Source organism: Paraburkholderia sp. EG287B (assembly GCF_040965595.1).
Classification (GTDB): domain Bacteria; phylum Pseudomonadota; class Gammaproteobacteria; order Burkholderiales; family Burkholderiaceae; genus Paraburkholderia.
Genome location: NZ_JBFRCG010000002.1, coordinates 278,097 through 296,090, shown reverse-complemented (window position 1 = coordinate 296,090; position 17,994 = coordinate 278,097). Strand labels below are relative to the sequence as shown.

12 protein-coding genes and 1 pseudogene are annotated in these 17,994 nt (G+C 65.4%); 10 read left to right on the top strand and 3 right to left on the bottom strand.

The annotated features are described in order from the left end of the window. Window positions 1-20 precede the first annotated feature (20 nt). Window positions 21-254 (top strand): annotated as a pseudogene (locus AB4Y40_RS04045) (hypothetical protein); the annotation flags it as partial. A gap of 295 nt (window positions 255-549) precedes the next feature. Here the strand turns inward: AB4Y40_RS04045 and AB4Y40_RS04040 are convergent. Next, on the bottom strand, window positions 550-1,908 hold the full coding sequence (locus tag AB4Y40_RS04040) for an NYN domain-containing protein (protein ID WP_368686540.1): 1,359 nt from the start codon (window positions 1,906-1,908) through the stop codon (window positions 550-552). A 273-nt stretch (window positions 1,909-2,181) separates the two neighbouring features. Between AB4Y40_RS04040 and AB4Y40_RS04035 the strand changes: the two genes are divergently transcribed. Both AB4Y40_RS04035 and AB4Y40_RS04030 read left to right on the top strand, forming a co-directional pair. Further along, a complete protein-coding gene (locus AB4Y40_RS04035; protein ID WP_368686539.1) occupies window positions 2,182-4,059 on the top strand; it encodes an alkaline phosphatase family protein in 1,878 nt (625 codons plus the stop codon). Window positions 4,060-4,135: 76 nt separating this feature from the next. Continuing rightward, window positions 4,136-5,377 (top strand): cytochrome-c peroxidase, encoded by a 1,242-nt coding sequence (locus AB4Y40_RS04030; protein WP_368686538.1) that lies wholly within the window; start codon window positions 4,136-4,138, stop codon window positions 5,375-5,377. A 66-nt stretch (window positions 5,378-5,443) separates the two neighbouring features. Here AB4Y40_RS04030 and AB4Y40_RS04025 read toward each other — a convergent pair whose 3' ends face one another. Next, on the bottom strand, window positions 5,444-6,328 hold the full coding sequence (locus AB4Y40_RS04025) for an IclR family transcriptional regulator (protein ID WP_368686537.1): 885 nt from the start codon (window positions 6,326-6,328) through the stop codon (window positions 5,444-5,446). 164 nt (window positions 6,329-6,492) lie between these two features. On the opposite strand from AB4Y40_RS04025, the gene AB4Y40_RS04020 reads away from it, so the two are divergent. The 4 genes from AB4Y40_RS04020 (at window position 6,493) to AB4Y40_RS04005 (ending at window position 13,283) form a co-directional block, all read left to right on the top strand. Further along, window positions 6,493-8,832, top strand: a complete 2,340-nt coding sequence (locus AB4Y40_RS04020; protein WP_368686536.1) for a cytochrome P450/oxidoreductase — start codon at window positions 6,493-6,495, stop codon at window positions 8,830-8,832. A 47-nt stretch (window positions 8,833-8,879) separates the two neighbouring features. Beyond that, complete coding sequence (locus AB4Y40_RS04015; RefSeq protein ID WP_368686535.1) at window positions 8,880-10,253, top strand: MFS transporter; 1,374 nt, start codon at window positions 8,880-8,882, stop codon at window positions 10,251-10,253. Window positions 10,254-10,522: 269 nt separating this feature from the next. Beyond that, complete coding sequence (locus AB4Y40_RS04010) at window positions 10,523-12,055, top strand: class I adenylate-forming enzyme family protein (protein ID WP_368686534.1); 1,533 nt, start codon at window positions 10,523-10,525, stop codon at window positions 12,053-12,055. Between the two features lie 70 nt (window positions 12,056-12,125). Continuing rightward, entirely contained in the window at window positions 12,126-13,283 is a 1,158-nt protein-coding gene (locus tag AB4Y40_RS04005) for an acyl-CoA dehydrogenase family protein (RefSeq protein ID WP_368686533.1), read from the top strand. Window positions 13,284-13,321: 38 nt separating this feature from the next. Here the strand turns inward: AB4Y40_RS04005 and AB4Y40_RS04000 are convergent, their stop codons facing one another. Continuing rightward, on the bottom strand, window positions 13,322-14,224 hold the full coding sequence (locus AB4Y40_RS04000; RefSeq protein WP_342921940.1) for a LysR substrate-binding domain-containing protein: 903 nt from the start codon (window positions 14,222-14,224) through the stop codon (window positions 13,322-13,324). A gap of 293 nt (window positions 14,225-14,517) precedes the next feature. Between AB4Y40_RS04000 and AB4Y40_RS03995 the strand changes: the two genes are divergently transcribed. Genes AB4Y40_RS03995 through AB4Y40_RS03985 form a run of 3 tightly spaced genes read left to right on the top strand, consistent with a single transcriptional unit; the run spans window position 14,518 to window position 17,975 of the window. Next, window positions 14,518-15,423, top strand: a complete 906-nt coding sequence (locus AB4Y40_RS03995) for an SDR family NAD(P)-dependent oxidoreductase (protein ID WP_028208307.1) — start codon at window positions 14,518-14,520, stop codon at window positions 15,421-15,423. Further along, entirely contained in the window at window positions 15,423-16,715 is a 1,293-nt protein-coding gene (locus tag AB4Y40_RS03990) for an acetyl-CoA hydrolase/transferase family protein (RefSeq protein ID WP_368686532.1), read from the top strand. The genes AB4Y40_RS03995 and AB4Y40_RS03990 overlap by 1 nt, the downstream gene beginning before the upstream one ends. A 60-nt stretch (window positions 16,716-16,775) precedes the next feature. Then, complete coding sequence (locus AB4Y40_RS03985) at window positions 16,776-17,975, top strand: acetyl-CoA C-acetyltransferase (RefSeq protein ID WP_368686531.1); 1,200 nt, start codon at window positions 16,776-16,778, stop codon at window positions 17,973-17,975. The last annotated feature ends 19 nt before the right edge of the window (window positions 17,976-17,994 follow it).

Below are 17,994 nucleotides of genomic sequence, written 5' to 3'. Positions count from 1 at the left end.
TACAGGAAAGGAGGTCCGCAATGTTGCGCAAGACGCTCAATGCTTCGCGGCTGCAGGAGGAAGTGCACCGGCGCATCCACAAGCTCCAGGAGGTGGTCGACGACGGCGTGAAGATCGGCGTGCCGCGCCCGCAGCTGCAGGAGCCCGACCGCAGCGGCTGCAACTGGACGATGCAGCACTTTCATAACGCGGCTGGCTTCGAAGCGAGCGTGGCGCGCGTGCTGGAGCAGGTGCAGGCCGAATACAACCTCGCGCAGGCAAAGGATGAAGCCGTGGAGGACGATGCCGGCGAGGCGGCCGACCCGCGCGAGCCGTTCGGCGGAGCGAAGCGCGCCGCCGCACAGAATCCGTTTGGCGGATCGAAACCCGCGCAGGCCGCGAACCCGTTTGGAGAGGCGGGGCCGTCGGGCAAGCCCGATCCATTCGGCGATACCACGCCCGAGAGCGGGGAAGCGCCGCCTGCGAAGGGCAAGCGCCCCACGAATCCGTTCGGCGATTGATCGATGCGCCGCGCGCCGCCCAGTTCGAGCGGCGCGCGTGGCGCGATTTTCAGCTTTCTTCCGCAGCGGCCTTGCTGCGCGCGCGACGCGCACGCGACGGCGCTTTCCTGGCAGCGGGCTCGACCGGCGCTGCTGCGGCGGCCGCCGGTTCCTCGCCGGTGCTGGCCGGCGTTTCGGCCGCTTTCTTCGCTGTCTTCTTGCGCGCAGGGCTCTTGCGGGCCGCCGTCTTGCGCGCTCGCGCGGGGGCGGGTGCGGCGGGCTCGACATCGGCAGCCGGCTCGGCTGCCGCATGCGCCTCGTAGGCCTCTTGCGGCGCGTGGGTGCTCTCGTTCGCGTCGAACGGTTCGGCGGAGAAGGGCGGCACGGCTTCGTGCCGATGCGCTGCCTGCGCGAGCGCCTCGACCGGCTCGAACGGAATTTCGCCTTGCGTCTCGACCGGTTGCTCGACGGCGGCTTCGTGCACGTCCGCGGCGCCGCTTCCGCGCCCGTTGCGACGGCCCTTGCGCCGACCGCGCGGCTCCTCGGCACGCGCCGCCGGGCTTTCCGGCGCTGAGACGCTCGCGGCGGCAGCCGGGAGCGGGGGCGGGTTCAGCCGCGACACCCAGGTCCCCGACTTGTCGTCGCGGCCCACTTCGAGCAGGCCGCGCGACTGCGCCTCTTCGAGCAGGTTGCCGAATGCGCGAAAGCCGTAGCGCGTTTCGTTGAAGTCAGGCCGGCGGCGCTTGATGGCGCTCTTGAGCACCGAAGCCCAGATCTTGCCGCTTTCGCCACGCTCGAGCACGAGCGCGTCGAGCGTTTCGATCGCGAAGGCCACGGCCTTCGACTTGCGCTCGTCGCCGTCCTGCTTCGGCTGCCGTTCGTCGCCGCCCTGGCGTTTCGCGCCGCCGTCCTTGTTCTTGCCCTTGCCGTGCGCGTGCTGGTCGCGCACGAGTTCGCGCACCAGGTCGTCATAGAAGATGAACTCGTCGCAATTGGCGACGAGCAGGTCGGAGGTGGAGTGCTTCACACCCACGCCGATCACCTTCTTGGCGTTTTCGCGCAGCTTCGAGACGAGCGGCGAAAAGTCGGAGTCGCCGCTCACGATCACGAACGTGTCGACGTGCGACTTCGTATAGCAGAGATCGAGCGCGTCCACGACGAGGCGGATATCGGCCGAATTCTTGCCCGACTGGCGCACGTGGGGAATTTCGATCAGCTCGAAGCTCGCCTCGTGCATCGCGGCCTTGAAGCCCTTGTAGCGCTCCCAGTCGCAATAGGCCTTCTTCACGACGATGCTGCCCTTGAGCAAGAGCCGCTCCAGCACGGGCTGGATATCGAAGCGGTCGATCTTCGCGTCGCGCACGCCGAGCGCGACGTTCTCGAAGTCGCAGAACACCGCCATGCTGACGTTTTCCTGGGGGGAAGCCATGTGATTGATTCGTTCCATCTACGGTGTGAATTCACATGATAGCCGGTTGCACCGCGGCGGGCCGGGAATCGCGATGGCCGTGAGTCGCCTGGCGCGCAGGTTGGTTGTGTGCGCAAGCATGGTTCCTTTGAACGTTTTTCGAGCGTGCGCTCGTAAAACGCAGTCTTTTTATATTTATCTAACAACTCCTTAACAGGCGTGTAACACAGCTTACATAGACTTTCGGCGAGACAAAATCCGTCGGGTGTGTCCGACTTATAACGAGGGACAGTTGTGAAGAAAATACAGTCGCGCAGGGGGGCGCTCGCGATGCTGGCGAGCATCGGCGTATTGGCGGGGTTATCTGGTTGCGGAAGCAATGGTTCGGACGGCGGACCGAAGGTCACCGGTCAGGTGCTCGGCAGCTATATCCAGAATGCGGCGATCTGCCTCGATGTGAACAACAATGGCAAGTGCGACCAGGGCGAGCCGGTCGCGCGCTCGGATGCCCAGGGCAAGTTCTCGATCTCCGATACGAGCAACGGGTCGTGGAAGTACATCGTTGCCGACCTGAGCGGCGCCACGGAGAACGACGCATCGGGCAAGAACATGGGCACGGCATTCAACAGCACGGCGACGTTCCGTTCGCCGCGCGGCGTCAGTTCAGTCAGCGCGATCACCACGCAGCTTTCGCAACTGATCGACAGCGGCCTGTCGCGGTCGGATGCTCAAACGCAACTGGCGAACAAGATCGGCACGACGCCGGACGCCCTGCTGGGCGACTTCAACACCAACGGCAACGCCGCGGTGAAGGCAGCGAGCGACCAGTACATTGCAACCGTCGCTTCGAGCAAGGCGATCAAGCACGTGTGGGTTATCGTGCTCGAAAACAAGAGCGCGGAATCGACGTACGGCACGACGGCCTCGGATTCGAGCCAGGACCCGTACCTGAAATCGCTGGTTCCGCAGGGCACGTACCTTTCGAACTACTACGGCACTGGCCACGTTTCGCTGGACAACTACATCTCGATGGTGTCGGGTCAGCCGTCGACGCACGACACCGAAACGGACTGCTTCCAGCTGTGGTCCGATATCGTGGATGCCGGCAACGACTCGGCGAACCCCAAAGTTCTCAAGGCAGGTACGGACGCAAACGGCCACGCGAGCGGCGGCTGCGTGTTCCCGGCTCGCGTGCAGCATATTGGCAACCAGATGGAACAGGCCAGGCTCACGTGGCGCAGCTACAACGAGGACATGGGCAACGACCTGAACCGTGACGGCACGAGAACCTGTTCGTTCCCGCGCCGCACCGCGCAGCTTGCGGGCTCCGACCCGACGAAGGCTGTGGACGGCACGCAGGCTGCGCAGGCTCCTTCTGCTTCGGGTGACGTGGCGGGCGACGAGTACGCAACGCGTCACAATCCGTTCCCGTATTTCCATTCGACCATCGATGATCTGGCGAACTGTGACGCGCACGTGGTCAATCTGCAAGACAACCTGGCAACGGATCTTCAGTCGATTGCCACCACGCCGAACTTCTCCTTCATCACGCCGAACCTGTGTGACGATGGTCATGATGGAGACGGTACGGGTGCTGCGGGCAAGGGCTGCAAGAATGGTCAGCCCGGCGGCTTGACTTCGATCGACGCGTTCCTGAAGCAGACGATCCCGTTGATCCAGGCGTCTCCCGCCTACAAGCAGGACGGCCTGATCATCATCACCACGGACGAAGGTGTCGTGACCGGACTTACGCCGTCAACGCAACTCAGTACTGATGGCACGACATTTTCTGTGCTGGAGCCGGAGATGGGCGACCAGTGCCCTGGCTGCAATCAGCAAACGGGTCCGAACGTGACGCGTCCGGAGCAGGTCACGATGTCCACGCTGCCGGTGGCTCAAGCAGGCCTGCTCGGAATTAGCACGGCGTCGCTGCCTGCAACTGTGCAGTACGTCTCGATTGCATTGAACTACCTGGGAGTCGGCGGCGATCAGATTGGTACGCTTCTGCTGTCGCCGTTCATCAAAGGCGGTCACGTGGATGGTACGGGCTACAACCACTACGCGCTGCTGCGTTCGCTCGAAGACAACTTCGGCATGGGCTCGTATCTCGGCTACGCAGATGATGCATCGCTCAAGCCGATCTTCACATCGGCCAACATTGATAACCGCTAATCCCTAGCGGTCTCACAAGAACTTTGTTGTCCTGGCCCGGTTCTCGGTTCGAACCGGGCTATTTTCTTGATCCGTTATGCGCCATTGTTCTTCAAGGGCTGTTCTCGCAACGGCCCTTTGCATTTTCCTTCTGTCCGCGTGCGGCAAACACGCACCGGACGCTCAAGCAGCCACGGTAGAAGCACGTGCGCCTGATCTGGCAGCTATCGGCAAGGCAGCGTTCTTCGATCCGTCGCTTTCGGCTTCCGGCAAGCAGTCATGTGCCTCCTGTCACAGCCCTGCGAATGCCTATGGGCCGCCGAACGGTCTGGCTGTCCAGTTGGGTGGTCCCAACCTCGATCACGCCGGACTGCGCGCGGCGCCGTCGCTGCGCTATCTGCGTGCTGTGCCTTACTGGACGTTCACGCAGGCAAATAGCCTGAAAGAGCGTCTCGAGGACGGAGACAATCAGCCCAGCGGCGGATACACCTGGGATGGACGCTACAACTCCCCTGCGGATCAGGCTGCATTTCCCCTGCTCAATCCGGATGAAATGGCAAACAGCAGCGCGGACGACGTGGCGCAGAAGCTGAGCAAAAGCGCCTACGCACAGCAGTTCCGGGAAGCATTCGGTCAGGACATTTTCTCGCGACCGGCGCAGGCGCTGGCGGACCTTGGAAAGGTATTGCAGGCATTCCAGTTCAACGATCCGTCGTTCGCGCCGTACTCCAGCAAGTTCGACCGGGTGCTCGACGGCAAGGATCATTTCACGCCACAGGAAGCGCACGGATTGGTGCTGTTCAGCGACCCGGACAAGGGCAACTGTGCGAGCTGTCACCTGATCAACAAAGGCGCTCACGGCGCACATCCGGCATTGACGGACTACAACTTTCAGACGCTGGGTGTGCCACGCAACATGGAAATTCCGGCCAACCGCGATCCGAAATTCTTCGACATGGGGTTATGTGGGCCGCTGCGTCAAGACGAGGCGAAGCAGCAGAAGTGGTTCTGCGGGATGTTCCGCACGCCCACGCTTCGCAACGTCGCCACGCGACGCGTCTTCTTTCACAATGGCATGTACCACACCCTCGAAGATTCGTTACGCTTCTATGTCGAGCGCGACACGAACCCGGAGAAGTGGTATTCGAAAGACGCGCACGGCCACGTCGTGAAGTTTGACGACTTGCCGAAGAATCTGCGCAGTAATGTGGATACCAAGACGGAGCCGCTGACGAATCACCTGGGCGGCAAACCGGTCTGGTCAGACGCGGATATCCGCGACGTGATGGCGTTCCTGGATACCCTCACCGACGCGGACGCAAAGACGGTGGCTCGCTAACGTCGTTCAGAAAAAGGAAAAACCCGGCCAGTTTTGAACCGGGTTTTTTTATGCGCTGACGAAGCGCTAAGCGCCGCGCGCCACGTAGCCGAGGAGGGCGCTCACGGCGTCCGCTTCGCGGCGCACGGCGCGCCCATTCGGGCCCTCGGGCGTGGCGTCGAAGCCGCCCGTGGCGCCCAGCGCCGTGAGCACGCCGCAGAGCTTGCCGGTGTGATCGAAGAGCGGCGCAGAAACGGCGCTGATGCCCTTGAGATTCGTGTCGCGCACGCTCGCGCAGCGCGCTTGCTGCACGTCGCGCCGCAGCGTGCCGATCGGTTCGCTCGCACTCAGTTGCGCGCGCAACGAAGCGTCGGCGTGCGCGAGTTCTTCCTCAGCTTGCGCGAGCACGCGCGTGTCGTCGAGCAGGCCGAGAAACACGCGGCCCGTGGACGACCATAGCAGCGACATCACCGAACCCACCCGCACATTGACGGTCACGGGCAGCCCCGGCTCCTCGAAACGGATGATCGTCGGCCCCTTGTTGCCCATCACCGCGACGAACGACGTCACTTCGAGCGTCTCGCGCAGGCGCACGAGCGCGGGCTCCGCAATGCGCACCGGATCGGCCTGGCGCATGGCGGCCACGCCGATCATCATCGCCTCGACGCCGAGCCGATACTGCTGGGTGACGGTGTCCTGCGCGACGAGGCCTTCCTCGATCAGGCTCACGAGATAGCGATGCACCTTCGCGGGACTCTCGCCCACGCAGGCGGCGAGACCCGAGAGGCTCGCGCGGCCGCCCAGGCGCGCAAGACCCTTGAGCACGGCCATGCCCGTTTGCGCGGATTGCACGCGCTGGCGGCGCTCGCGCGGCGCGGCTACGGCCTTCGTCTCTTTCGCGACTTTGGGGGACGCGGTGGCTTCGGAGATTTTTGCCGCGGGGCGACGGGGGGTGGTTTTCCTGCTTTCCATGCTGGACGGAGAGGCTGGCATATCGGTTGAGTTCACGCGGATTTTAGGGCGCATAGCGGCAGCATAGTGCCTGCTGTGCTTGCACGTTAACCCCTATCTCGTAATTACGCAATGCGTACTAGAGTTACGCAAAACGTATTTCATGCAAGATGCAGGAGAGGCATATGAGCGAGACACCTTCCCCATCGACGGGCCGCTGCCCGTTCCCCCACGCAGTGAGTAACGACGCAAACGTCGCGCCGCGCTGCCCGGTCAGCGCCAATGCCGCAGAATTCGACCCCTTCAGCGACGGCTACCAGCAGGACCCACCCGAGTACGTGCGCTGGGCGCGCGAGCAGGAGCCCGTGTTCTATAGCCCGCAGCTTGGCTACTGGGTGGTCACGCGCTACGACGACATCAAGGCGATCTTTCGCGACAACCTCACGTTCTCGCCCTCCATAGCGCTCGAAAAGATCACGCCCACCGGTCCCGAGGCGAACGCCGTGCTGGAGTCGTACGGCTACGCCATGAACCGCACGCTGGTGAACGAGGACGAGCCTGCCCACATGCCGCGCAGCCGCGCGCTGATGGAGCCGTTCACGCCCGAACATCTCAAGCACCACGAACCGATGGTGCGGCGCCTCACACGCGAATACGTGGACCGTTTCATCGACGCGGGCCGCGCCGACCTCGTGGACCAGATGCTCTGGGAAGTGCCGCTCACCGTGGCGCTGCATTTCCTGGGCGTACCCGAGGAGGATATGGACCTGCTGCGCAAGTACTCGATCGCGCACACGGTCAATACGTGGGGCCGGCCGCGCCCCGACGAGCAGGTCGAAGTCGCCCACGCTGTGGGCAACTTCTGGCAGTTCGCGGGCAAGGTGCTGGACAAGATGCGCCAGAATCCGGATGGCCCGGGCTGGATGCAATACGGCATTCGCAAGCAGAAGACGCATCCCGAAGTCGTCACGGATTCCTATCTGCATTCGATGATGATGGCCGGCATCGTGGCCGCGCACGAGACCACGGCCAACGCCACGGCGAACGCGATGAAGCTGCTGCTGCAGCACCCGCACGCGTGGCGCGAGATCTGCGAGGACCCGAGCCTGATTCCGAACGCGGTGGAGGAGTGTCTGCGCCACAACGGGTCGGTGGCGGCCTGGCGGCGCCTCGCGACGAAGGACGTGCAGATTGGCGGCATCGACATTCCGGCGGGCTCGAAACTGCTCATCGTAACGTCCTCGGCGAACCACGACGAGCGCCATTTCGCCGATGCCGACCTGTTCGACATTCGCCGCGACAACGCGAGCGACCACGTCACGTTCGGCTATGGCTCGCACCAGTGCATGGGCAAGAACCTCGCGCGCATGGAGATGCAGATCTTCCTCGAAGAGTTCACGCGCCGCTTGCCGCACATGCGTCTGGCCGAGCAGACGTTCACGTATGTGCCCAACACGTCGTTCCGGGGTCCTGAGCATGTGTTGGTGGAATGGGACCCCGCGCAAAACCCGGAGCGCGCGAATCCGGCGCTGCTCGGCGCGCACGCTGCGGTGCGTATCGGCGAGCCGTCGGCACACTCGCTTTCGCGGCCCGTGGTGGTCGAGCGTGTGGACGCCGTGGCCGAAGGCATCGTCCGTTTGCGTCTCGTCGCACCGGACGGCGGCGCGCTGCCACGCTGGGCGCCGGGCGCGCACATCGACGTGGAGTGCGGCGAGACCGGCATCTCGCGCCAGTACTCGCTGTGCTCGGACCCTGCCGACACGGGCGCCTTCGAGATCGCCGTGCTGCGCGAAACGCAAGGCCGCGGCGGTTCGGCCTGGGTGCACGACACGTTGCGCGCAGGCATGCGCCTGAAGATTCGCGGCCCGCGCAACCACTTCCGGCTCGACGAAGACGGGCGGCGCGCGATCTTCATTGCGGGCGGCATCGGCATCACGCCGGTGAGCGCCATGGCGCGCCGCGCGCGCCAGCTGGGCATCGACTACGAATTGCACTATAGCGGGCGCTCGCGCAAGACGATGGCGCTCGTCGACGAACTCGCGCAGCTGCACGGCGAGCGCCTGCATCTGCACGTTTCGGACGAAGGCACGCGCAACGACTTTGCCGCGCTGCCCGTGGACGAACATACACGCGTCTACGCGTGCGGCCCCGCACGTATGCTCGAAACACTCGAAGCCTGCAGCGAGGCGTGGCCCGAGGATGCGCTGCGCGTGGAGCATTTCGCGGCGACCGGCGGCAAGCTCGACCCCTCGCAGGAGCACGCGTTCGAAGTCGAGTTGAAAGACTCGGGGCTCGTGCTCAACGTGGGCGCGGACCAGACCGTGCTCGACGCGCTGCGCCGCGCGAACATCGACGTGCAAAGCGATTGCGAAGAGGGCTTGTGCGGCTCGTGCGAGGTGCGCGTGCTGGCGGGCGAGATCGACCACCGCGACGTGGTGCTCACGCGCGCCGAGCGCGACACGCAAACCCGCATGATGACCTGCTGCTCACGAGCAAGGAGCGGGCGATTGATCCTCGAACTTTAGTCGCCGTAGAGCGATCAATGACGACAAAACAATATTGGAGACATTGCATGAACAAGGCGGTGGAGGTTACCGGCATCATCGACGAAAGCCGGTTCGGGCCGTATCAGCTACTCGTGGTCACGCTGTGCGCGTTGTGCCTCGTAATGGACGGCTTCGATGTGCAGGCGATGGGCTATGTCGCGCCGGTCGTGATCCGCGAGTGGGGCATTGCGAAGGAAACGCTCTCGCCGGTGTTCGGCGCGGGCCTGTTCGGCATGCTGGTGGGCTCGCTCACGTTCAGCACGCTCGCCGACAAGATCGGCCGCCGCCCGGTGCTGATCGGCGCGACGCTGTTCTTTTCCGCGTGTATGGTCGCGACGGGCTTCGCGCATTCGATCGCGGAGCTGGTGGCCTGGCGCTTCGTTGCGGGGCTGGGTCTGGGTTGCATCATGCCGAATGCGATGGCGCTCGCGGGCGAGTACAGCCCGCGCCGCATGCGCGTCACGCTCATGATGATCGTCTCGTGCGGCTTTACACTGGGCGGCGTGGTGGGCGGCCTGATCACGGCGGCGCTGATTCCCGCGTTCGGCTGGCGCGCCGTGTTCTTCGTGGGCGGCGCGATTCCGCTCGTGCTCGGCGTGCTGATGTGGCTCGCGTTGCCCGAGTCGATCCAGTTCCTGCTGTTTCGCGGCCGTGGTGAGCAGACTCAGGCGCGCGTACGCCGCAATCTGTCCCGCGTGGCGCCCGCGCTCGCGTGGCCGGCCGGCGTGCAGTTCACGAGCGCGGAAACGCGCTCGCGCGGCGTGCCGTTCGTCGAGCTGTTCAAAGAAGGGCGCGCGCGGGTAACCATGCTGCTGTGGGTCGTGAACTTCGCGAACCTGCTCGCCATGTATTTCCTCTCGAACTGGCTGCCGACCGTGATCCGCGACGCCGGCTATTCGACCCAGACCGCCGTGTTCGCCGGCACGGCGCTGTGGGGCGGCGGGGTGATCGGCACGCTGCTGCTCGGTCGCATCATCGACTTCGCGGGCTTTACGCGCGTGCTCGCCACGACGTTCCTGCTCGCGATCGTCTCGACGGCCGCCATCGGCAATCCGGCCGTGATGGTCTCCGTGGCCGCGATGTTCGTGGCGATCTTCGTCACGGGCTTTACGATCATCGGCGGCCAGCCCGCGCTCAACGCGCTCGCCGCGACCTACTATCCGACCTCGCTGCGCTCGACCGGCATCGGCTGGAGCCTCGGCGTGGGGCGTATCGGCTCGGTCGTCGGCCCGGTGCTGGGCGGCGCGCTCCTGCACCTGCAATGGTCGTCCTCGGCGCTCTTTCTCGCGGCTGCCGTGCCGGCCTGTGTGTCGCTCGCGGGCATCGTAGCGATTCATCGGGCGAATGGCGCTTCCAGGGGCACGATGGGAGGCGAGCGTGCGGCGGCGCAGATGGAGTGACTGGCGCCAGCGCCTGCGCAGGGCGGCGCCGGTGCCTCGCACGCGGCACGCAAGAGGGCTGAGCGCCCGCCAGGCACGCAGCCGGTCGAGCAGATAATCGCCTCGAAGCTCCGGCCATCGGGGTGAATTCCGACTTCTCGGCAGACGAATGCCGGCTTTCTCGAAAACGAATTGTTGGCAGGCCGCGCCTGAACCACACTGATACCTGTCGCGATGCGGCGTGCCACGGCGCGCCGTACGCAGTCAAAGAGCAACGACGGGAGGTGACAGTGGTGAGGCGAGCGGCGCGCAAGATCAGCGATATCGCGCGGCACTGGGCGGAGGCGTCGCCCGAGGCCGTGGCGATACGCGAAGAAGCAAAGGTGACGAGCTTCGGGCAGCTCTGGAGCGACGTGGGGCAGGCGCAGCGGTTTTTGCGCGAGCAGGGCGTGGAGGTGGGCGACCGCGTGCTGATCGTGGCCGAAAACTGCTCGGCCGTGGTGACGCTGCTGTTCGCGCTTTCGGAAATCGGCGCGTGGCCGGCCGTGGTCAATGCGCGGCTCTCGGAGCGCGAGATCGAGACGATCCGCGCGCATTGCGGGCCGCGTCTGATGCTGTTTACGCACGGCGCTTCGCCTGACGCGCTGCGCCACGGCGTGCGCTATCGCGCGCGCGAAATCGCGCCCGCCGGACTCGGCCCGCTGATGATGGCCGCGCCCGACGTCAACGCCGTGCGCGAGGCCGAGGCGCTCGCGCACGAGGTCGCGGTGCTCATCTACACGTCGGGCACGACGGGCCAGCCGAAGGGCGTGATGGCCACGCATCGCGGCTTGCTGCATTTCGCGCATGTCTCGGCGACTTCGCGCGACATGACACAGGCGGACTGCGCATACGCGGTCATGCCGATGTCGCATATCTTCGGCCTCGCCACGCTGCTGCTCGCCACCTTCGAGGCGGGCGCGAGCCTGCATCTGGCCGCGCGCTTCTCGGCCGAGGAGGTCGTGAAGGCGCTCGGCGCCTCCGAAATCTCCATCCTGCAGGGCGTGCCGACGCTCTTCACGCGCATCGTCGCCTATGTGCGCGAGCACGGCGGCGCGGTGCATGCGCCGCGTCTGCGCTACCTTTATACGGGCGGCGGTCCGCTCGATCCCACGCTCAAGCAGCAGGTCGAAGCGCTCTTCGGCATGCCGCTGCATCACGGCTACGGCATGACCGAGTATGCGGGCTCGCTCTTCATTACGCGCATGGACCGGCCGCGCAAGGACGTGTCCTCGGGCGAGATCGTCGAGGGCGCCGAGTTGCGCGTGGTCGGGCCCGATGGCCACGACGTGCCGCGCGGCGAAGCGGGCGAGTTGTGGGTGCGCGGTCCCGGCGTCATGCGCGGCTACTATCGCGAGCCGGGCCTCACCGCCGAAGTGCTCGACACAGCAGGCTGGCTCAAGACCGGCGACCTCGGCCGGCTGGATGCGGACGGTGCGCTCTTCATCGTGGGCCGCTCGAAGGATCTCATCATCCGTTCGGGCTTCAACGTGTATCCGATCGAGGTCGAGTCGGTCATCAACACCTACGCGGCGGTGCGCCAGAGCGCAGTGGTGGGGCGGCGCGACGCCGAAGGCAACGAGGAAGTCGTGGCCTTCGTGGAAGCGAAGGAGGGCGCAACGATCGACACGGCCGATCTCGCCCACTACCTGAGCGAGCGGCTCTCGGCCTACAAGCGCCCCTCGGAGATCGTGGCCATCGACATGATTCCGACCACGGCCAGCGGCAAGCTGCAAAAGCAGCCGCTGCGCGAAATGGCCAAACGCGCCGTACGCGCTCACTGAGCATTCCTGATTTTTCTCATCATCACGGGCGGCGTTATGCCGCCCGCTCAACGATTGCAGAGCCTACACCATGATTCGCGACCAGGAAACGATGAACGTTCTGCTCGACAACGTCGCGCGCTTCGTGCGCGAGCGTCTCGTGCCGAACGAAGAGCGCGTGGCCGAAACCGATGAAATTCCGGCCGATATCGTCGACGACATGAAGGCCATGGGCCTCTTCGGCCTGACCATCCCGGAACAGTACGGCGGGCTCGATCTCACGATGGAAGAAGAGGTGCTCGTGATGTTCGAACTCGGCAAGACGTCGCCCGCGTTTCGCTCGATCTTCGGCACGACGGTGGGCATCGGCTCGCAGGGCATCGTGATCGACGGCACCGACGAGCAAAAGGCCACGTGGCTGCCGAAGCTTGCGAGCGGCGAGATCATCGCGAGCTTTGCGCTCACGGAGCCGGGCGCGGGCTCGGACGCCGCCTCGATCAAGACGCGCGCCGAGCGGCGCGGCGACCACTATGTGGTGAACGGCACCAAGCGCTTCATCACGAATGCGCCGCAGGCCGGCATGTTCACGTTGATGGCGCGCACCAATCCCGACGAGCCGCGCGCGGGCGGCATCACCTCGTTCATCGTCGACGCGAAAACGCCCGGCATCAGCTTCGGCAAGCGCGACAAGAAGATGGGGCAGCGCGGCGCGCATACCTGCGATGTCATCTTCGAGGACGTGAAGGTGCCCGCGGAAAACATCATCGGCGGTAAGGAAGGCGTGGGCTTCAAGACCGCGATGAAGGTGCTCGACAAAGGGCGCATCCATATCGCGGCGATTTGCGTGGGCGTGGCGCAGCGCATGCTCGACGACGCGCTGCGCTACGCGATGGAGCGCGAGCAGTTCGGCGAGAAGATCGCCGAGTTCCAGCTCGTGCAAGCCATGCTCGCCGATAGCCAGACCGAACTCTACGCTGCGCGCTGCATGGTGCTCGACGCGGCGCGCCGCCGCGACGCCGGCCAGAGCGTGAGCACGGAGGCGGCGTGCGCGAAGCTCTTCGCATCCGAAATGTGCGGACGGGTCGCAGACCGCGCGGTGCAGATTTTCGGCGGCGCGGGCTATATGTCCGACTATGGCATCGAGCGCTTCTACCGCGATGTGCGCATTTTCCGCATCTACGAAGGCACGAGTCAGATCCAGCAGATCGTCATCGCGCGCAACATGATCCGCGCGGCGGCCGGGCGCTAGGCGAGAGGGCGGCGCGCCGCGCGCGCCGCGTCAAGGGTTTATTCGAGGCGGCCGATGCCGTCGGCCACCAGCAGATCGACGAGCTTGCGCGCGAACAGCGGCAGCGCGTCGCGATCGGCCATGCAGATCTGCAGTTTGCGCACGGCCCACTCGTCGGTGAGCGGCACGATCTTGAGCGACATGGTTTGCGCGTGGCGGCGCGCCGTGCCCTCGGGCAGCACGCCAATGCCGATGTTCGCCTCGATCATGCGGCACGCGGATTCGAAATTGCCGATCTGGATGCGCCAGCGTATCGTGCGCTGCAAATCCGACGAAGCGCGCTTGAGAAACGAGAAAATCGCGCTTTCGTCGGGCGGCCCGATGAAGTCGTAGTCGAGCGTATCGGCAAACGCCATCTCGCTCGCCTGCGAAAGCGGGTGGCTCAGTGCGGTGACGAGCACGAGCCGGTCGCGCCGGTAGGGCAGCACCTGCAGTCCCTCGGTGCGCACATTGCCGGCCACGATGCCGATGTCGATCGTGCCGTCCTGCACGGCGCGCACGATATCGGGCGAAAGGCGCTCGTGAATGTCCACGTACACGTCGGGGTGATTGATGAGGTAGGTGCGCAACACGGCAGGCAGGAACTCGCTCATCGCCGTGGTGTTCGCAAACACGCGCACATGGCCCTTCACCCCCTGCGAGTATTCCTGCAGGTCTCCCGTCAGTTGCTCGAGCTGCTTGAGCACGCGGCGCGCATGCGCGAGCAGCGTCTCGCCGGGGCCCGTCAGCGTGACCCCCTGGCTCGTGCGGCTCAGGAGCTTCACGCCCACCTGTTCTTCGAGATTCTTGATGCGCGTGCTCGCCGCGGGCAGCGACAGGTGCGCGCGTTCCGCGCCGCGCGTGAGGCTGCTCGCTTCGGCTACGTGGGTGAAGAGCTTCAGGTCGACGAGATCGAAATGCATGGGTTGGCTTGCCGTGACTCCAGTGTCCGTCAGCTCGTTCGTTCGAGGGATGCAAAAAACATGCGGTACGAGCAGACTCCAGCCATTATTGCGCCGCAGCGCAATGCACGCCATTAGCGATAGTACGGGTTAATCCTGGCCGAAACAGGCGTTCGGCATATCCAAATTGTGCAGCCCTGGCCGATGCGTCAAGCTGCAACACGAACGGCACAGCTTGCCGCATAACGATTCAAATTGAATGAATGCCCGGCGCCATGCGGGCTGGAGGAGCGAAAACGATGACGACGCAACGGATGCTGGACGGCAAGGTCGTGGTGGTGACGGGATCGGGCGGCGGCATTGGCCGCGATATCGCGCTCATGATGGCGCGCCACGGCGCGAAAGTCGTGGTGAACGACGTGGGCGCCTCGCTCACCGGCGAGGGCCATAACGACGGTCCCGCGCAAGCCGTGGTGAACGAGATCAAGGCGTTCGACGGCCAGGCCACGGCGAACACCGACAGCGTGGCCGACGCCGCCGGCGCCGCCCGCATCGTGCAGAACGCGCTGGACGTGTTCGGCCGTATCGATTGCGTGGTGAACAACGCGGGCATCCTGCGCGACCGCTTCTTCCACAAGATGAGCGAAGAAGAGTGGGACGCCGTCCTGAAGGTTCACCTCTACGGCTCTTACTACGTTTCGCGCGCCGCCGCCGACCACTTCAAGGAGCAGCGCAGCGGGGCGTTCGTGCATATGACGTCGACGTCCGGGCTGATCGGCAATCTGGCGCAGGCCAACTACAGCGCGGCGAAGCTCGGCATTGCGGGCCTTTCGAAATCCATCGCGCTCGATCTGGAAAAGTTCGGTGTCCGTTCGAACTGCATCGCGCCGTTCGCCTGGAGCCGCATGATCAACTCGATCAAGATCGATTCGCCGGAACAGGAAGCGCGCGTCGCCAAGATCAAGCAGATGACGCCCGCGAAGATCGCACCGCTTGCCGTCTACCTCGCCAGCGAACAGGCCGCCGACGTGACGGGTCAGATTTTCGCGGTGCGCAACAACGAAATCTTCCTGATGAGCCAGCCGCGCCCCGTGCGTTCGGTGCATCGCGGCGAGGGGTGGACGCCGGAGACGATCGCCGAGCATGCCATGCCGGCGCTGCGCAAGTCGTTCCACACGCTCGATGTTTCCGCCGATGTCTTCAGCTGGGACCCCGTCTGATGACGCGCGGCCCGCGCGCGGCGCGCATCGTCGACGCCGCGCAGCTCGACTTCGCGCAGTACGTACGCCCCGGCGACACGCTCGCATGGGGCCAGTGCGGAGCCGAGCCATGCACGCTCACCGCGCTGCTGATGGCGCAGCGCAAGGCGATCGGCGGGCGCTTTCGCGTGTTCGTGGGGGCGTCGTGGTCGGACACGCTCGAGCCCGCGTATGCCGACTGCGTGGACTTCATGGCTTATGGCGCGTCGGGAACGAACCGGCGGCTCGAACGCGAAGGCGTGCTCGACATCCTGCCGTGTCACTACTCGCAGTTTCGCAGCGCGTTGACGAGCGGTCCGAACCGCATCGACGTGTTGCTGCTGCAAGTGGCCCCCGCCAATGAGGCGGGCCGCTACAGCCTCTCGATCGCCCATGAGTATCTCGTGCCGCTGATCGACAGCGCGCGCGTGGTCATTGCGGAAGTGAATGCGGCGGCGCCCTGGACCTATGGCGAGCGCATGTTGCACGCCGACGATTTCGACGTGTTGATCCATACCGAGCGCGCGCCACTGGAAGCGCCGGCCACGCAGGCCGGCGACATCGAGCGGCGCATCGCGCAGCACGCCGCTTCCCTGATCGAAGACGGCTCGACGATCCAGTTCGGGCTGGGCGCGCTGCCCGAGGCCATCGTCGCGCAGTTGCGCGACCGGCGCGACCTTGGCGTGCATAGCGGCACTATCGGCGACGCCGTGGTCGATCTGATCGAAGCCGGGGTGGTGACGAATGCCCGCAAGTCGCGCGATTGCGGAGTGAGCGTGGCTGGCACGATGATGGGCACGCGCAAGATCTACGCGCATGCGCACCGCAACGCGCAGATCCAGTTTCGCGCCACGGCCTATACGCACGACATCGACGTGCTCGGCAGCCTGGAGCGGTTCGTCGCGATCAACTCGGCGCTCGAAGTCGATTTGACGGGGCAAGTCAATGCGGAGGCCGCCGGCGGCCGCTATGTGGGCGCGGTGGGCGGGGCGCTCGATTTCATGCGCGGCGCGGCGCGCTCGCACGGAGGCGTCGCGATCGTCGCGCTTGCATCGAGCACGCGGCATGGCAGCCGCATCGTCGCGAAACTTTCAGGGCCGGTCAGCACGCCGCGCAGCGACGCGGCGGTGATCGTCACCGAGCACGGCGTGGCCGACCTGCGAGGGCTTACGCTCGCGCAACGCACTGAACGCATGCTCGCCATCGCGCCGCCGGAGTGGCGCGAACAGCTGGCCGCGCAACACCATGCACGGCGGGATGCGATAGCGGTTTGACGGTACGCAGGGCGCATGACGCGGCGAACAACAACCAGATACCATGCAGAGGAATCCGAAATGAGAAGAGCAGCGATAGCTGCACCGGTACGCACGCCGGTCGGCACGTTCGGCGGCAGCCTGCGCCCTGTTTCCGTCGAGACGCTCGCGGCCACGGTGCTGCGCGAAACCATCGCGCGCAGCGGCGTGGACCCGGCGCGCATCGAAGACGTGGTCTTCGCGCAGTCGTACGCGAACAGCGAAACGCCTTGCATCGGCCGCTGGGCCGCGCTCGAAGCGGGGCTGCCCGTGCAGGTGCCCGGCATGCAGCTCGATCGCCGTTGCGGCGGCGGCCTGCAGGCGGTCGTGACCGCCGCGATGATGGTGCAGAGCGGCGCGGCGGACGTGGTGGTGGCCGGCGGCGTGGAAAGCATGAGCAACATCGAATACTACACGACCGACATGCGTTGGGGCGCCCGCGCGGGCTCGGTGAAGATGCACGATCGTCTCGAGCGCGGCCGCGAACGCTCGCAGCCCGAAGCGCGCTTCGGCTACATCTCCGGGATGATCGAAACGGCGGAGAACCTCGCGAAGGAATACGGCATCACGCGCGAGGAAGCCGACGCCTATGCCGTGCGCAGCCACCAGCGCGCGGCGGCGGCATGGGAGTCGGGCCGCTTCTCCGAAGAGGTGGTGGCGGTTTCGGTGCCGCAGCGCAAGGGCGACCCGGTGCTGTTCGCACGTGACGAAGGCGTGCGCGCCGACGCGACCGAGGCGTCGCTCGCGAAGCTCAAGCCGCTCATGAAAGGCGGCACGGTGACGGCGGGCAACGCGAGCCAGCAGAACGACGCCGCGGCTGCGTGCCTGATCGTCGCCGAAGATCAGCTCGACAATCTGGGTCTCACGCCGCTTGGCTACCTGACGGGTTGGGCGGCTTCGGGATGCGAGCCCGCGACGATGGGCATCGGCCCGGTGCCGGCCGTGCAAAAGCTGCTGCAAAAGACCGGGCTCACCTTCGATCAACTCGATCTCGTCGAACTGAACGAGGCCTTCGCGTGCCAGGTGCTCGCGGTGCTCAAGGGCTGGGGCTGGCATGACGAAGCGCGGCTGAACGTGAACGGCTCGGGCATTTCGCTCGGTCACCCGATCGGCGCGACCGGTGTGCGCATGCTCACGACCTTGCTTTACGAACTGCAGCGCCGCAAGGGCCGCTATGGCCTCGAAACGATGTGCGTGGGTGGCGGGCAGGGCATCGCGGCCATCTTCGAACGGGCGGCTTGAGGACGAACGCTTCGCATCC

What these genes read in the sequence shown, in the direction of transcription:
- AB4Y40_RS03995 (WP_028208307.1), top strand. Translation starts at nt 14,518, where the DNA reads ATGCTGGACGGCAAGGTCGTGGTGGTGACGGGATCGGGCGGCGGCATT.
- AB4Y40_RS04020 (WP_368686536.1), top strand. Translation starts at nt 6,493, where the DNA reads ATGAGCGAGACACCTTCCCCATCGACGGGCCGCTGCCCGTTCCCCCAC.
- AB4Y40_RS03990 (WP_368686532.1), top strand. Translation starts at nt 15,423, where the DNA reads ATGACGCGCGGCCCGCGCGCGGCGCGCATCGTCGACGCCGCGCAGCTC.
- AB4Y40_RS04030 (WP_368686538.1), top strand. Translation starts at nt 4,136, where the DNA reads ATGCGCCATTGTTCTTCAAGGGCTGTTCTCGCAACGGCCCTTTGCATT.
- AB4Y40_RS04000 (WP_342921940.1), bottom strand. Translation starts at nt 14,224, where the DNA reads ATGCATTTCGATCTCGTCGACCTGAAGCTCTTCACCCACGTAGCCGAA.
- AB4Y40_RS04015 (WP_368686535.1), top strand. Translation starts at nt 8,880, where the DNA reads ATGAACAAGGCGGTGGAGGTTACCGGCATCATCGACGAAAGCCGGTTC.
- AB4Y40_RS04025 (WP_368686537.1), bottom strand. Translation starts at nt 6,328, where the DNA reads ATGGAAAGCAGGAAAACCACCCCCCGTCGCCCCGCGGCAAAAATCTCC.
- AB4Y40_RS04040 (WP_368686540.1), bottom strand. Translation starts at nt 1,908, where the DNA reads ATGGCTTCCCCCCAGGAAAACGTCAGCATGGCGGTGTTCTGCGACTTC.
- AB4Y40_RS03985 (WP_368686531.1), top strand. Translation starts at nt 16,776, where the DNA reads ATGAGAAGAGCAGCGATAGCTGCACCGGTACGCACGCCGGTCGGCACG.
- AB4Y40_RS04005 (WP_368686533.1), top strand. Translation starts at nt 12,126, where the DNA reads ATGATTCGCGACCAGGAAACGATGAACGTTCTGCTCGACAACGTCGCG.